General features: G+C 71.6%; 13 protein-coding genes. 4 read left to right on the top strand and 9 right to left on the bottom strand.

Annotation, left to right across the window (positions count from 1 at the left end; all coding sequences use genetic code 11):
• Window positions 1-57 precede the first annotated feature (57 nt).
• Entirely contained in the window at window positions 58-774 is a 717-nt protein-coding gene (locus B4N89_RS34045; RefSeq protein WP_078980323.1) for a TetR/AcrR family transcriptional regulator, read from the top strand.
• Between the two features lie 57 nt (window positions 775-831).
• Here the strand turns inward: B4N89_RS34045 and B4N89_RS34050 are convergent, their stop codons facing one another.
• Both B4N89_RS34050 and B4N89_RS34055 read right to left on the bottom strand, forming a co-directional pair.
• Window positions 832-1326, bottom strand: coding sequence for a hypothetical protein (locus tag B4N89_RS34050; RefSeq protein WP_078980324.1), 495 nt, complete (start codon window positions 1324-1326; stop codon window positions 832-834).
• 183 nt (window positions 1327-1509) lie between these two features.
• The gene (locus tag B4N89_RS34055; protein WP_235619071.1) at window positions 1510-2208 is read right to left on the bottom strand and encodes a hypothetical protein; all 699 of its coding nucleotides are present in this window, start codon (window positions 2206-2208) and stop codon (window positions 1510-1512) included.
• Between the two features lie 212 nt (window positions 2209-2420).
• Here B4N89_RS34055 and B4N89_RS34060 point away from each other — a divergent pair, with 212 nt between their 5' ends.
• On the top strand, window positions 2421-4520 hold the full coding sequence (locus B4N89_RS34060) for a sensor histidine kinase (protein ID WP_235619072.1): 2100 nt from the start codon (window positions 2421-2423) through the stop codon (window positions 4518-4520).
• The gene (locus B4N89_RS34065; protein WP_201261055.1) at window positions 4520-5173 is read left to right on the top strand and encodes a response regulator; all 654 of its coding nucleotides are present in this window, start codon (window positions 4520-4522) and stop codon (window positions 5171-5173) included. Before B4N89_RS34060 ends, B4N89_RS34065 begins: the two co-directional genes overlap by 1 nt.
• 93 nt (window positions 5174-5266) lie before the next feature.
• Here the strand turns inward: B4N89_RS34065 and B4N89_RS34070 are convergent, their stop codons facing one another.
• The 7 genes from B4N89_RS34070 to B4N89_RS34100 all read right to left on the bottom strand — a co-directional run bounded on the left by B4N89_RS34070 (window position 5267) and on the right by B4N89_RS34100 (window position 11342).
• Window positions 5267-5749, bottom strand: coding sequence for a VOC family protein (locus tag B4N89_RS34070; RefSeq protein WP_078980328.1), 483 nt, complete (start codon window positions 5747-5749; stop codon window positions 5267-5269).
• 112 nt (window positions 5750-5861) lie between these two features.
• On the bottom strand, window positions 5862-6635 hold the full coding sequence (locus B4N89_RS34075; protein ID WP_078980717.1) for a copper homeostasis protein CutC: 774 nt from the start codon (window positions 6633-6635) through the stop codon (window positions 5862-5864).
• Between the two features lie 155 nt (window positions 6636-6790).
• The gene (locus B4N89_RS34080; protein WP_078980718.1) at window positions 6791-7774 is read right to left on the bottom strand and encodes an asparaginase; all 984 of its coding nucleotides are present in this window, start codon (window positions 7772-7774) and stop codon (window positions 6791-6793) included.
• A gap of 73 nt (window positions 7775-7847) precedes the next feature.
• Window positions 7848-8711 carry an amino acid ABC transporter permease gene (locus tag B4N89_RS34085; RefSeq protein ID WP_078980329.1) on the bottom strand — a complete coding sequence of 288 codons (864 nt, stop codon included), beginning with the start codon at window positions 8709-8711 and terminating at the stop codon, window positions 7848-7850.
• Window positions 8708-9352: an amino acid ABC transporter permease gene (locus B4N89_RS34090; protein ID WP_078980330.1), complete on the bottom strand. Its 645-nt coding sequence runs from the start codon at window positions 9350-9352 to the stop codon at window positions 8708-8710. Before B4N89_RS34090 ends, B4N89_RS34085 begins: the two co-directional genes overlap by 4 nt.
• A gap of 185 nt (window positions 9353-9537) precedes the next feature.
• Window positions 9538-10503 (bottom strand): glutamate ABC transporter substrate-binding protein, encoded by a 966-nt coding sequence (locus B4N89_RS34095; protein WP_078980331.1) that lies wholly within the window; start codon window positions 10501-10503, stop codon window positions 9538-9540.
• A gap of 71 nt (window positions 10504-10574) precedes the next feature.
• The gene (locus B4N89_RS34100) at window positions 10575-11342 is read right to left on the bottom strand and encodes an amino acid ABC transporter ATP-binding protein (RefSeq protein WP_078980332.1); all 768 of its coding nucleotides are present in this window, start codon (window positions 11340-11342) and stop codon (window positions 10575-10577) included.
• Window positions 11343-11490: 148 nt separating this feature from the next.
• Here B4N89_RS34100 and B4N89_RS34105 point away from each other — a divergent pair, with 148 nt between their 5' ends.
• The gene (locus tag B4N89_RS34105) at window positions 11491-12645 is read left to right on the top strand and encodes an ROK family transcriptional regulator (protein ID WP_235619073.1); all 1155 of its coding nucleotides are present in this window, start codon (window positions 11491-11493) and stop codon (window positions 12643-12645) included.
• Window positions 12646-12686 lie beyond the last annotated feature (41 nt).

The following is a 12686-nucleotide window of genomic DNA, read 5'->3' on the forward strand; positions in this document are numbered from 1 at the left end:
ACACACCATAACCACGTTTTTTACTGACCACTAGATAAAAATGCTAGCCTGCGTTCCGTGACCCCGAGAACACGCGAAGACGACGACGAGCCAAGGCGGTCCCCCCGCCCGACCCGGCAACCCCGCAGAGGCCCGGGTCGCAGCGAGCGCGGCGCCCGTCGGCGCGAGGAACTGGTCACCATCGCCAGTGAGTTGTTCGCCCGCAGCGGCTTCCGGGGTACGGGCCTCGCGGAGGTGGCGGCCCGCGCCGGAATCACCCAACCGGCGCTGCTCTACTACTTCGGCAGCAAGGAGGGCCTGCTCCAGGCGGTGATCGAGCACCGCGGCGCGCAGAGCATCGAGTTCGCGCGGGAGTCGGTGGCCATCGGTGGGCTGCGGGCGATCCGGGAGATGCCCGCCTCCGCGCACCGCAACGCGCGCGAACCGGGCCTCGCGCGCCTGCTCGCGGTGCTGATCATGGAGAACCTGGACCCGCAGGACCCCGCCCACGACTACTTCGTGCAGCGCTACCGGCGGCTGCGCGAGTTGATCGCGCGGATCATCACCGACGCCCAGGCGACCGGCGAGATCCGCGCCGAGGTGGACCCGGGCCTGAAGGCCGCCGAACTGCTCGCCACCATGGACGGCCTGCAGATGCAGTGGCTCCTCGACCCGGGCGAGGTCGACCTGGTCACCGCCATCGAGTCCTACGCCCTGACCCTGATCCGCGACCTGGCCGCCGACCCGGCGGCCTACGCGACCACCGTCACGGGCGAGACCGCCGGCCACGAGTGAGGTCGCGCCGGCGGGGCCGGGGGCACGACCGGCCCGGCCCCGCCGCGAGCCGTGTCGTTACGGGCACTTCACCCCGATCGCCTTGGCGGCCAGGTCCAATGGGCCGTTGGCCCGCGTGAGTTCGGTGTTCTCCTCGACCGTCGTGGACGCCCCCTCCGCGTCGCCGTTGTTGAACTGCTCGGTCATCGTGGCGACATACCCGGCCTGCCGCTTGTACAGGTCCCACCACGCCGTGACGTCGGCGTCGACACGACCGGGTCTGGGCAGCCCGTCGAGCTTGTCCATCAGCGCCCCGAGCGACAGGTCCAAGGCGCGGAAGCGCTGCTGCAGGGCGGCGACGTCGGTGGTCTCGGTGGAGGCGGCCACGTCGACGTCGTTGAGCTTGTCGGCGATGTTGTCGTACGACTCCGCGCAGGTGCGGTTGATGTCCTGGAGATACGACGCCCGGCTGACCGCGGTGCCCTTGTCGGAGAAGTCGAAGGGACCGACGCCCATGGCGATCAGCACGCTGACGACCGTCGCCACCGTGCCGACCAGGGTCAGGACCATCATCCACCTGCCGCCGCCCCCGCCTGCGCGGGGCGGTGGGGCCGACGGGTGGAGGGGCATCGGTGGATACGGCGCACCGGAGTTCGGCGGTCCGTACGGGCTGTGCGATGCCGGTGGTGTCCGGCGCACGTGGAAATCCATCTCGGTGGGTGTCTTCGTTCCGTCGTCCGTCTCCTCGGTGCCGGCTCAGCGGGTGATGGTGCTCTTGCCGAAGGTCAGCCCAAGGCCCGCGACCACCAGCCAGAACGGCATTGTCAGCGCGGGCATCCCGGGTACCGACATCACCGCCATGGCGACGGTCGGCGCACCCGCGGCAAGCACCGAGATCCAGCCGATCCACCGCGAGACGGTCCGCTCGCGCAGCGCCATCCAGGCGATCGCGAACGCGGCCACCAGCACACCCAGCCAGCCGATCCACGCCCCGAAGTCGTTGAGCACGTAGTACACATAGCGGGCGGTACGATCGAACTCCTCGTCCTCCGGGCCGCCTTCGCCATAGATGCCCATCGCGCCGCGCCACCCGTAGCCGAGGGTCAACGCCGCCGCCGAGGCACCCAGGCCCGCCGACACCACCCGCGCCGCCGTGCTCCCGGGCACCCGCGGCTCCACATGCCGCCGCCAGGCCGCGGCGAGCACGATCAGCAGGGCGACCACGACATACCCGACGGCGAAGCCGACCCGGGCCTTGACCACGCTCACGTCGTCGACCCGATCGAGCGTCATGCCGCCGTCGGCCTCGGCCACATGCACGTCCATCACGATCGTCGCGAACGCGCCCAGCACACCGGCCGCCACCGCGAGCAGCGGCCAGCGGGTTCGATGGCGCGCCGGGGCCTCCCCGACCTCGACGCGCCCGCCGACCGGGCTCACATCCGGATACCTCATGTCTCCCCCTCCACATGTCCGCCGCCCCGCGTCGCCGTCCCCCGGCGGCTGCACGTCCCCCGTCGGGTGGCGCGTACCGGACTCCCTGCCCGTGCGGCACCGCCAGACTGGCGGGCCCGGAGTCCCGGGCTCCAGGGACATCGACACCCTCTCTGCGGGATCCCCGCGGCGGGACGGGGTACGCCGCCACGGGGTAGGGCAGCATGGGCGCGGTGACGACCCAGCCCGTTCCGCCACCGCTCGGCGCGTGTCCGCCGGACCGGCCCCCGCCCGCGCGTGTGCCCGCCTGGATCCGCGCGCTGCTGCTGCGCATTCCCGAGTCCCGACTGATCGTGTTCGCGGGCGTGTCGGCTACCGTCGGCATCGCGACGACCGCGGCGTACGTACCCGCCTACCACTGGGTCGCGGAGCGCACCGAGCTGCGTCCGATGTCGTGGGGCGACGTGGTGCTCGGATCGGCGTGGCCGCTGATCGGCGCGCTGATCGTGCGCGGGCGACCGCGGAACCCGGTGGGCTGGCTGCTCCTGGTGCCCGCGACGCTGGGCCCGTATCTGCTGCTGTCGCTGTACGCGGTCGGCTCCGCGCGGATCAGCGCCGAGCCGCTGCCGGGCGCGAATTTCGCGGCGTGGGTCGGCGCGTGGGGATTCGCCCAGTACTTCGTGGTGGTGCCGCTGCTGCTGATGGTGTTCCCCGACGGATACCTCACCGGCCCCCGATGGCGGTTCCCGGCATACGGGATCTGCGTCGTGGCGGCGATCGCGCTGTTCGGCGCGATGTTTCGGGACGGGTCGATCGACGTCAGCGAGGACGTGCACAATCCGTGGGCCGTTCCCGGCGCGTGGTGGCTGGGATACCTCACCATCGTCGGCGCGTTCGCGACCCTGGGCCCGGGACTGCTGACCGGGGTGGCGTCGCTGGTGGTGCGGACGCGCCGGGCGGTCGGCGTACAGCGCGTCCAGCTCCAGTGGTTGCTGCTCGGCGGCCTGATGCTCGGCGCGAACATGCTGCTCGCGCTCGTGGTACCCGACCCCGGGCAGGACCTGTTCTTCGCCGTCGGGTTGCTCAGCCCGCCGGTCGGGATCGCCGTCGCGATGTTGCGGCACCGCCTGTTCGACGTGGTCCTCGTGCTCAACCGCACGATCGTCTACGTCGTGCTGACGGCGATCCTGGTCGGCGTCTACACGGCGCTGGTGCTGGGCGTGGGGCGCGTCGCGCCGACCTCCACGAGCGGGATCCTCGCGGTGGCGGTGGTCGCCCTGCTCGCCGCGACGGGGCGCAGCGCCGTGCAGGTGGCGGTGGACCGCTGGTTGTTCGGACACCGGCACGACCCGTACGCCGTGCCGGCGCGGGTCGGCCGGCAGGTGGCGCCGGCGTCGGAGCCCGACGAGGCGCTGCACCGTCTGGTGGACGCGCTGCGCCGCGCCCTGCGGCTGCCGTACGCGGCGTTCCACAGCCATCTCCCGCAACACGGCGCCGCGTTGCCGGTGGAGAGCGGCAGTCCGGTCGCCGGCTGGCGGGCCGTTCCGGCGACTTCGTTGGGCCGCGACATGGGTGAACTGCGCGTCGGCCTGCGGCCCGGCGGCGAACGCTGGACGCCCGAGGAGTACGCCGCGATCGAGGAGGTCGCCGCCCGGGCCGCGACGTTGGCGTACGCGGCGGGGCTGGTCACCGACGTGGCCCGCAGCCGCGCCCGGATCGTCGTCGCGCGCGAGGAGGAGCGCCGCCGGCTGCGGGCGGACCTGCACGACGGCGTGGGTCCGGCGCTCGCCGGCGCCGCGCACCAACTCGACGCGCTGGCCCGGCGGATCGCCGCCGCGGGACAGCCGGACCTGGCCGATCGGGCCCGAGGGGTGCGTGATCGGCTGCGCCAGACGGTGACCGACCTGCGCTCGGTGGTCCACGGGCTGCGTCCGCCCATCCTCGACCAACTCGGCCTCGCGGGAGCCCTGCGCGACGTGGTCGCCGGCTACGAGACACCGCACTGTACGGTCGAACTCGGTTCGGGACTCGACGAGTTGCCTGCCGCGGTGGAGGTCGCGGCCTACGCGATAGCCGCCGAGGCCGTCTCGAACGCGGTGCGGCACAGCGCCGCGAGCGAACTGCGCCTTTCGGCCGCGGTGGTGGACGCGAGGCTCCGGTTGGAGATACGCGACAATGGCCGCGGCCTGCCCGCGCACCCGGCCGCCGGGGTGGGCCTGCGCGGCATGGGGGAACGCGCGGACGAGGTCGGCGGCCGCATGGAGATCCTGCCCGCGCCGGGCGGCGGGGTCGTCGTACGGGCGAGCCTGCCCGGCGGGTCGGAGAGGTCGTAGTGGACACATCGGTAAGCGTGCTCGTCGTCGACGACCACCCGGTCTTCCGGGCCGGCATGGTCGCGGTGCTGGAGGACCTGGCCGACCTCGACGTCGTCGGTCAGGCCGGCGACGGGGCCGAGGCGCTGGCCGAGGTGGCGGCGCTGCGGCCGGACGTGGTGCTGATGGACCTGCGGATGCCGGGCGTCGGCGGATTGGAGGCGACGGCGCGGATCACCACGACCCATCCGGACACGGCGGTGATCGTGCTGACCATGGACGAGGACGAGGACACCGTCTTCGCGGCGCTGCGGGCCGGCGCGCGCGGCTACCTCCTCAAAGAGGCGGACGGGGACGACATCCGCCGCGCGATCCTGGGCGTGGCGCGCGGCGAGGCCGTCTTCGGCCCGCGTGTGGCCCGGCGGGTGTTGTCGTTCTTCGCCTCGGCACCCGCACACGCGCGCGGCGCGGTGCCGTTCCCGCAGCTGACCGACCGCGAGCGCGAGGTCCTCGACCTGCTCGCGCAGGGGTTGGACAACGCGTCGATCGCGCGGCGGTTGATCCTGTCGGAGAAGACCGTACGCAATCGGGTGAGCGACGTGCTGACCAAGCTGCGCGCCCGCAGCCGCGCGGAGGCGGTGGCCATCGCCCGGGACGCGGGGCTGGGCGGTTGAGGGCGGACAGCGCGCACGGGTCGGGCCGCCCCCTGGTGAGGGGGCGACCCGACCCGTGTCGGCACGCGGTGGGACACCGGGCGGCTCGCCCGACTACGCGCCGTCGTACGCCTTGCGGATCGCGGCGATGTCCAGGCGCTTCATGGTGTACATGGCGTTGGTGGCCCGGGTCGCCTTCGCGCCGTCCGGGTCGCCGATCATGTCGATCACCTCGGTCGGCACGACCTGCCAGGACAGGCCGAACCTGTCCTTGAGCCAGCCGCAGGGCCCCTCCTCGCCGCCGTCTGCGGTGAGCAGGCCCCAGTAGTGGTCGACCTCGTCCTGGTCGGCGCAGTGGATCTGGAACGAGACGGCCTCGTTGAACGTGAACTGGGGCCCGCCGTTGAGCGCGACGAACTTTTGTCCGTTGATCTCGAACTCGACCACGAGCACCTGGCCGGCCTGGTCCGGGTTGGCCTCGTTGTAGTAGCCGACGCGGCCCTGCTTGCCGTCCTTGAACACGGACAGGTAGAAGTTCGCGGCCTCCTCGGCCTGGCCGTCGAACCACAGGCAGGTGGTGAATCCCTGGGCGGGCATGGAAACCTCCGGTATTCCGCAGTGGACGCTCTCACCAGTACCGACTTGCCCCGGCGCACAAACTCATCGGTGTCGGGCCAAGGATTTCCCGCTCGGGTCCGAGGGCGCCCGATCAGCCCTTGCGCGCGGCGTCCAGCACGTCGCGGATGCCGTCGGCGGAGGTCACCCGGCGGGCGTACTCCGGCTGACGCAGCGCGCCGCCCATGTACGGGTTCGGGTTGCGGTGCGTGGCGGGGCTCTCCAGGATCGCGCCCGCCGCGAAGTGCACCTCGCGCGCGCCGGTGGCGGCCAGTACGCGGTCGATGTTGCGCGCGGTGATGCCGCCGCCGGGCATCACCACGATCCGGCCGGCCGCCTGGGTGATCAGGCGGGCGATCAGCGGCGCGCCCTCGAGCACGCTGCTGTCCTGCCCCGAGGTCAGCACCCGGTCGACGCCCAGCTCGATCAGCTCCTCCAGGGCCGCGTGCGGGTCGCGGGTCATGTCGAAGGCGCGGTGGAAGGTGACCGACAGGTCGCCGGCCGCGGCCAGCAACGCCTCGATCACCGGACGGTCCAGGTCGCCCTCGGGGGTCAGCGCGCCGATCACCACACCCTGCGCACCGGCCGCCCGGATCGCCTCCACGTCCCGACGCATCGCGGCGGCCTCGTACTCGTCGTAGACGAAGTCGCCTCCGCGCGGACGCACGATGACGTGGACCCGGATCGCCTCGACGGCGGCCAGGGTGGTCTCGATCAGGCCCAGGCTCGGCGTGATGCCGCCCTCGAACAGGTCCGCACACAGCTCGACGCGGTGCGCACCCACACGCTCCGCGGCGAGCGCCCCCGGCACGTCGTCGATGCAGATCTCGAAGGTGGGCGCGGGGGTGGGGCCGGCGTTGACGGTCATGACGCGAACTCCTGATGGTGCGAAGGGTTGTTCGAAGGGGGTGGCGGCGGGGATCGGTGCCGCACCGGGTGGGACGTGCGGTGCCTGGCGGGGTGGGACGTGCGGTGCCGGGCCGGCCGGGACGTGCGGTGCTGCCTCGGGTGGGACGGCCCGTGTTACCCCAGGTGGGACGTCACGCGGACCTCGCCGACCGGCAGGCCGCCGCCCAGGACCGGTACGGTCGTCCATTCGGAGGCCGCCGAGACGTCCACGCCGAGCCTGTGCAGCGCGGCCAGGGCGAGTGCGGTGGTGGCCCGGGGGCTGCCGTCGATCACCTTGACCGCGACCGCGTGTCCGGCGGTGGTCGCCGCCACGAACACGCCCTCCGCGCCGCCCTTGACCAGCACGCCCGGAAGCAGCCGCATCACCTCGGTGTTGGCCTGCCCGTCCCCGCCCACGTACGCCGGGTGCTCGCGCATCGCCTTGGCCACCACGCGCTCGGGCCCGGTGGTGGCGGTGGCCAACGCGCGTACGCCCCGGGCGAGTCCGGTCAGGGTCATCGCGAACACCGGTGCGCCGCAGCCGTCCACGGCGGTGTGCGCGACCGACTCGCCGGCCAGTTCCTCGATGCCCTCACGGACCAGCACCTGCAGCGGATGCCCCGGGTCGAGGTAGCCCTCGGTCGGCCACCCCGACGCGACGCAGGCCGCCAGCATCGCGGCGTGTTTGCCCGAGCAGTTCATCCGCTCGCGGGTGTTCTCCTCGCCGCGCGCGATCATCTCCTGATACGTGTCCTCGTCCTCCGGACGGCTGGGCGGACATCCCAGCGCGTCGAAGGTCAGCCCCGAACGGGTCAGGATGTCCTCGACCGCGTCCACGTGGAAGTCCTGCCCGGTGTGGCTGCCCGCCGCGATCGCCACGTGCGCCCCGGACAGCGGCGCGCCCGCCCGCAGGCAGGCCAGCGCCTGGAACGGCTTGGCCGAGGAGCGCGGTACCACGGGCTCGTTCGGAACGCCCAGTTCGAGCGCCGGCCGGCCGTCCGGCGCGAGTGCGACCAGGCTGCCGAAGTGCCGGCTCTCCACGAACCCGGACCGCACCACCTCGGCGAGTTCGGCGTAGCGGGTGGTCGATTCGTGGGGCACGGTGTCCTCCGGTCGCATGGGGTCCTCCGGGATGGGCCGATCGGTACGGCCGCCGAACAGGGAATTCGTCACAGGGGTCGGCGCGTCGCCGTCACAGTGGCTGGTCCGCCGCCGCCTTGGCCCGGACCAGTGTGCGCAGCCGGCGTCGGCCGACCGAGCGGAAGCCCTGCCGGGCCTCCAGGGTGCGGGCCAGCTTGGACAGCGACGCGTTGAGCACGATGTAGACCAGCGCGATGATGATGTAGGTCTGGATCAGCAGCCGGTTGTAGGTGGCCAATACCCGGCCGCTGTACAGCAGTTCGGAGTAGCTCACGATGAAGCCGAGCGAGGTGTCCTTGAGCAGCCCGACGGACTGGCTGACCAGCGACGGCAACAACCGGCGGACCGCCTGCGGCAGCACGATCAGCCGCATCGTCTGACCGTCGGTCAGCCCGACGGCGAGCCCCGCCTCGCGCTGCCCACGATCCAGGGACAGGATGCCCGCCCGGAAGATCTCCGCGAACACCGCCGACGCGGACACCGAGAGCGGCAGTACCAACTTCCAGAACAGCGGCAAATCCACGCCGTAGTGCGGCAGTCCGAACAGCACCAGGTAGACCAGGAGCAGCACCGGAACCGTGCGCATCACCTCGATGTACACGGTGGCCGACCAGCGCAGCGCCCGCTGCCGGGACAACCGGCCCAGGGCGAGCACGATGCCGCCGACCACGGACAGCGCGGTGGCCACGGCGGCGGCCCGGACGGTGGCCCACAACCCTTCCAGCAGATACCGCCACATCGGCCAGGTGGTGTACGGCCGCCACTTGTCCGCGTCCAACTGGCCGTGATCGGCGAACCGCTTCACGGCCACGGCCAGCAGCGCGGCCACCGCGACGCCGACCACGATCGTGGCGATCCGCATCCGGCGCCGCGCGATCGGGCCGGGCTCGTCGAACAACACTCGGGACGCGCTCATCGAACGATCGCCACCTTCCGCTCGATCATGCCCGTGACGATCCCCGCCGTGGCGCAGATGAGCATGTAGCCGATGCCCGCGCCGACGAACACGGGGATGGGTTGTGCCTCCATGAGGTTGACCCGGTTGGCGGCGGAGGTCAGTTCGACCACGCCGACGGCGGCGGCGAGCGAGGTGTTCATGGTCAGCGCGATGAAGATGTTGCCGATCGGCTGCACCACGCCGCGCAGCGCCTGCGGCAGGATCACCAGGCGCAACGACTGACCGAACGTCAGCCCCAGGGCCCGCGCCGCCTCGGCCTGGCCGATCGAGACGGTGTTGATCCCCGAGCGCACCGCCTCGGCGATGTAGGCCGCCTCGTAGAGCGCGATCACGATCACCGCCGTGGTGAACAGCGGGAAGATCACCCCGACTTCGGGCAGGCCGAAGACGAACAGCACGAGCAGGACCAGAAGCGGGGTGTTCTGGAAGGTCTCCACGTACACGGTGCCCACGCCGCGCAGGGCGGCGACGGGGGACACCCGCATGGCGGCCACCACGACGCCGATCAGCAGCGCGCCGAGGAACGAGAGCGCGGTGAGTTCGAGGGTGGTGACGATGCCGTCGGTGAAGGCGGAGAGATGTCGCAGCACGACATCCATCGGCGAGGACCTTTCGCGAGGGGGTGGGCGGGGGCGAATCCGGGCGAAGCGGCGAGCGGAGGGCTCGGCGGGGGTGTGCGGCCGGCCCGGGCCCAGGGCTCCGGCGCGAGGGCCGCGAGGGCGGGGAGGGCTGCGAGGGCCACGAGGTTCGGGAGGGCACGTGGCGCCCTCCCGAACCGGGGGGCTCAGGAGCCGGGGACGCCGCCGATCGCGGGCGGCGTCGGCGGGTTGCCCTCGACGACCGTGCCGAGCGTCTGCTTCCAGACCGTCTGCCACGAGCCGTCCTGGCCGATCTTGCGCAGCCAGTCGTTGACGAACGTCTTGAACGCGGCGTCGTCCTTCTTGAGGCCGATGCCGTACGGGTCGGAGGTGAACGGCTCGCCCACGACGGTGGTGTCCGGGTTCTGCTTCACATCGGCCACCAGCAACGCCTGGTCCTGCACATACGCGTCGCCTCGGCCCTGACGCAGCGCCGTCACGCACTCGGGGTCGCTGCCGAAGGTGACCACCTTCGCGTCCGGCGCGACCTGCTTGATCGCGGCGATCGCGGGCGTGTTGGCGCCGGCGATCACGGTCTTGCCGTTCAGGTCGGCGGGCGTCTTGATCCCGCTCGCGCCCTTCTTGGTCAGGATGGCCTGGCCGGAGGAGTAGTACGGGCCCGCGAAGGCGACCTGCTCGGCGCGCTTCGGGGTGATCGTGTACGTCTGGAAGACCACGTCGACGGTGCCGTTCTGCAGCAGCGCCTCACGGGTCTCGGTGGCCGAACTGACGATCTTCACCTCGGGCTTGCCGATGATGTACTTGGCCAGCAACCGGCCCATCTCGGCGTCGAACCCGTCGGTCTTGCCGGATATCGGGTTGAGCTGCGACCACAGGGGCGCGTCCTGGGAGCCGCCGACGATCAGGTAGCCGCGCTCCTTGATCTTGGCCATCGTGGAGCCGGGCAGGATCGCGGCGTCGGGCGCGCCCTCGGCCTTCTTGGCGACGTCCTCGCCGGCCGGCTTGCCGCCGGGCACGGCGTCGGACGAGGAGTCGCTGGAACAGGCGGCCAGCACGCTCAGGGACAACGCGGCCAAAACGGCCGGAACGGCGGTACGCAGCCGACGCGATGACGCGCCGGAGCGCGGGCGACGCAGGGGGAAGCCGGACATCGGGGCCTTCCTTTGCAGCTAGGCAGGGGTACAGAGGGGACGGGACGGACGGGCCCGAAGGAGCGCGGGCATCAGTGGCTGAGCACCTTCGACAGGAAGTCGCGGGCGCGATCGGTGGTGGGGGCGGTGAAGAAGGTGTCGGGCGTGCCGACCTCGACGATCTGACCGTCCGCCATGAACACGACGCGGTCGGCGGCCCGGCGGGCGAAGCCCATCTCGTGCGTGACCACGACCATGGTCATGCCCTCGCGGGCCAGGTCGACCATGACGTCCAGGACCTCGTTGACCATCTCCGGGTCGAGCGCGCTGGTCGGTTCGTCGAACAACATCACCTTGGGCTGCATGGCCAGGGCCCGGGCGATGGCGGCCCGCTGCTGCTGACCGCCGGAGAGCTGGGCCGGGTAATGGTCGGCCTTGTCGGCGATGCCGACCCGGTCCAGCAACTCCCGGGCCCGGCGCTCCGCGTCGGCGGCCGACAGGCCCTTGACCCGGGTCGGGCCGAGGGTGACGTTCTGTAGCACGGTCTTGTGGGCGAACAGGTTGAACGACTGGAAGACCATGCCCACTTCGGTGCGCAGCCGGGCCAAGGCCCGACCCTCGGCGGGCAGTTCCTCGCCGTCCAGCAGGACCACGCCCGAGTCGACGTTCTCCAGCCGGTTCAGGCAGCGGCACAGCGTCGACTTGCCGGCGCCCGAGGGGCCGATCAGTACGACGACTTCGCCGGCCGCGACGGTCAGGTCCACGTCGGTCAGCACGCGGACCGCGCCGAACGACTTGTTGATGGCCCGCGCCTCGACCATGGGCGTCACTACGGCGGAAGAAGGCGACGCGGGCTTCATCAACGCTCCATCTTTGTTCGGAATCGAAGTTTCAGGTGACAGTAGAAGCGAAATTCGAATAAAGTCAATGCCTTGCTGGTTATTACGGGGTGTGCTATTCCTGTCACTGCCGTACCGCAGCAGGTGTGCCTCGAACGGGAGTGGGACGTTGGGTGGAAGCGCGGGTGACCTGGTGCGACTGGTGGCCAAGGGGCACGGTCGATCCCGGGCGGAACTCGCCCGGTTGAGCGGCATGGCACCGTCGAGCGTGTCGCTGCGCGTCGAGGAGTTGATAGAGGCCGGCCTGCTCCGCGAGGACGGCGAGGGCGCCTCGCGAGGCGGGCGCCGGCCCCGACAGCTGCGCCTGCACGAGAACGCGGGCGTCGTGGTCGCCGTCGACGTCGGCACCCACCACGTGCGCATGGCGGTGCTCGATCTGGCCGGCCGGGTGCTCCTGGAGCACGAACTCCCGGGTGAGATCGCCGAAGGCCCCGAGCGGGTGATCGAACGGCTCCTGGACAACCTGCGCATGACGCTGCGTCAGGCCGAGGTGGCGCACCTGCCGCTGCTCGGCGTCGGCATCGGCATGCCCGGACCCGTGGACCCCGGCGATGCCAAGGTGGTCGCCCCGTCCCGGATGCCCGGCTGGAACGACTTCCCGATCGGCCGCCGGATGAGCGAACTGCTCGGCGTACGCGTGGTGGTGGAGAACGACGCCAATCTGATGGCGGTCGGCGAACACCGCTACGGCTGGCCCGACCGGGACAACCTGATGGCGGTCAAAGCCGGCACCGGCATCGGCTGCGGCATCATCGTCTCCGGCCGACTGCATCGCGGACGCGGCGCCGCCGGCGACATAAGCCACGTCCCCGTGCACGTGCCCGAACCGGTCACCTGCTCGTGCGGCCACTCCGACTGCCTGGAGGCGCACGCCAGCGGCGCGGCACTGCGCCGCATACTGCGCGGGCAGGGGATCGACGTCACTTCCTCGCGCCACCTGGTCGAACTGGTCAACGACGGCGTGCCGGAGGCGACCACGCTGGTCCGCAACGCGGGCCGGCTGGCCGGGCAGGTGCTCGTCCCGCTGGTGAACTTCTTCAACCCCGACGTGCTCGTCCTGGGCGGCGGCCTGTCCGCCGCCGAGCCGTTCGTGGCCGCCGTACGCGGGGCGATCTACGAGCGCTGCCTCCCGCTGGCCACCCGTGACCTGGAGATCGCCACGGCGGTCACCGGCCGGGACGCGTGCATGCTCGGCGCCGGCAGTCTGGTCCTGGACGAGGTACTCGCGAGCGAGTGGGTGGACGACACGCTGGCCGCGCGCTGACCCGGGAATGGATCTTCTCAACCTCTGCATATAGAGCTACT

It is taken from the genome of Embleya scabrispora, from assembly GCF_002024165.1.
In the GTDB taxonomy this organism is placed as follows: Bacteria; Actinomycetota; Actinomycetes; order Streptomycetales; family Streptomycetaceae; genus Embleya; species Embleya scabrispora_A.

Bases quoted from the DNA above. Each gene is read 5' to 3' on its own strand.
- B4N89_RS34050 (WP_078980324.1), bottom strand. From the start codon at position 1,326: ATGATGGTCCTGACCCTGGTCGGCACGGTGGCGACGGTCGTCAGCGTG.
- B4N89_RS34090 (WP_078980330.1), bottom strand. From the start codon at position 9,352: ATGGATGTCGTGCTGCGACATCTCTCCGCCTTCACCGACGGCATCGTC.
- B4N89_RS34070 (WP_078980328.1), bottom strand. From the start codon at position 5,749: ATGCCCGCCCAGGGATTCACCACCTGCCTGTGGTTCGACGGCCAGGCC.
- B4N89_RS34080 (WP_078980718.1), bottom strand. From the start codon at position 7,774: ATGCGACCGGAGGACACCGTGCCCCACGAATCGACCACCCGCTACGCC.
- B4N89_RS34095 (WP_078980331.1), bottom strand. From the start codon at position 10,503: ATGTCCGGCTTCCCCCTGCGTCGCCCGCGCTCCGGCGCGTCATCGCGT.
- B4N89_RS34085 (WP_078980329.1), bottom strand. From the start codon at position 8,711: ATGAGCGCGTCCCGAGTGTTGTTCGACGAGCCCGGCCCGATCGCGCGG.
- B4N89_RS34055 (WP_235619071.1), bottom strand. From the start codon at position 2,208: ATGAGGTATCCGGATGTGAGCCCGGTCGGCGGGCGCGTCGAGGTCGGG.
- B4N89_RS34100 (WP_078980332.1), bottom strand. From the start codon at position 11,342: ATGAAGCCCGCGTCGCCTTCTTCCGCCGTAGTGACGCCCATGGTCGAG.
- B4N89_RS34075 (WP_078980717.1), bottom strand. From the start codon at position 6,635: ATGACCGTCAACGCCGGCCCCACCCCCGCGCCCACCTTCGAGATCTGC.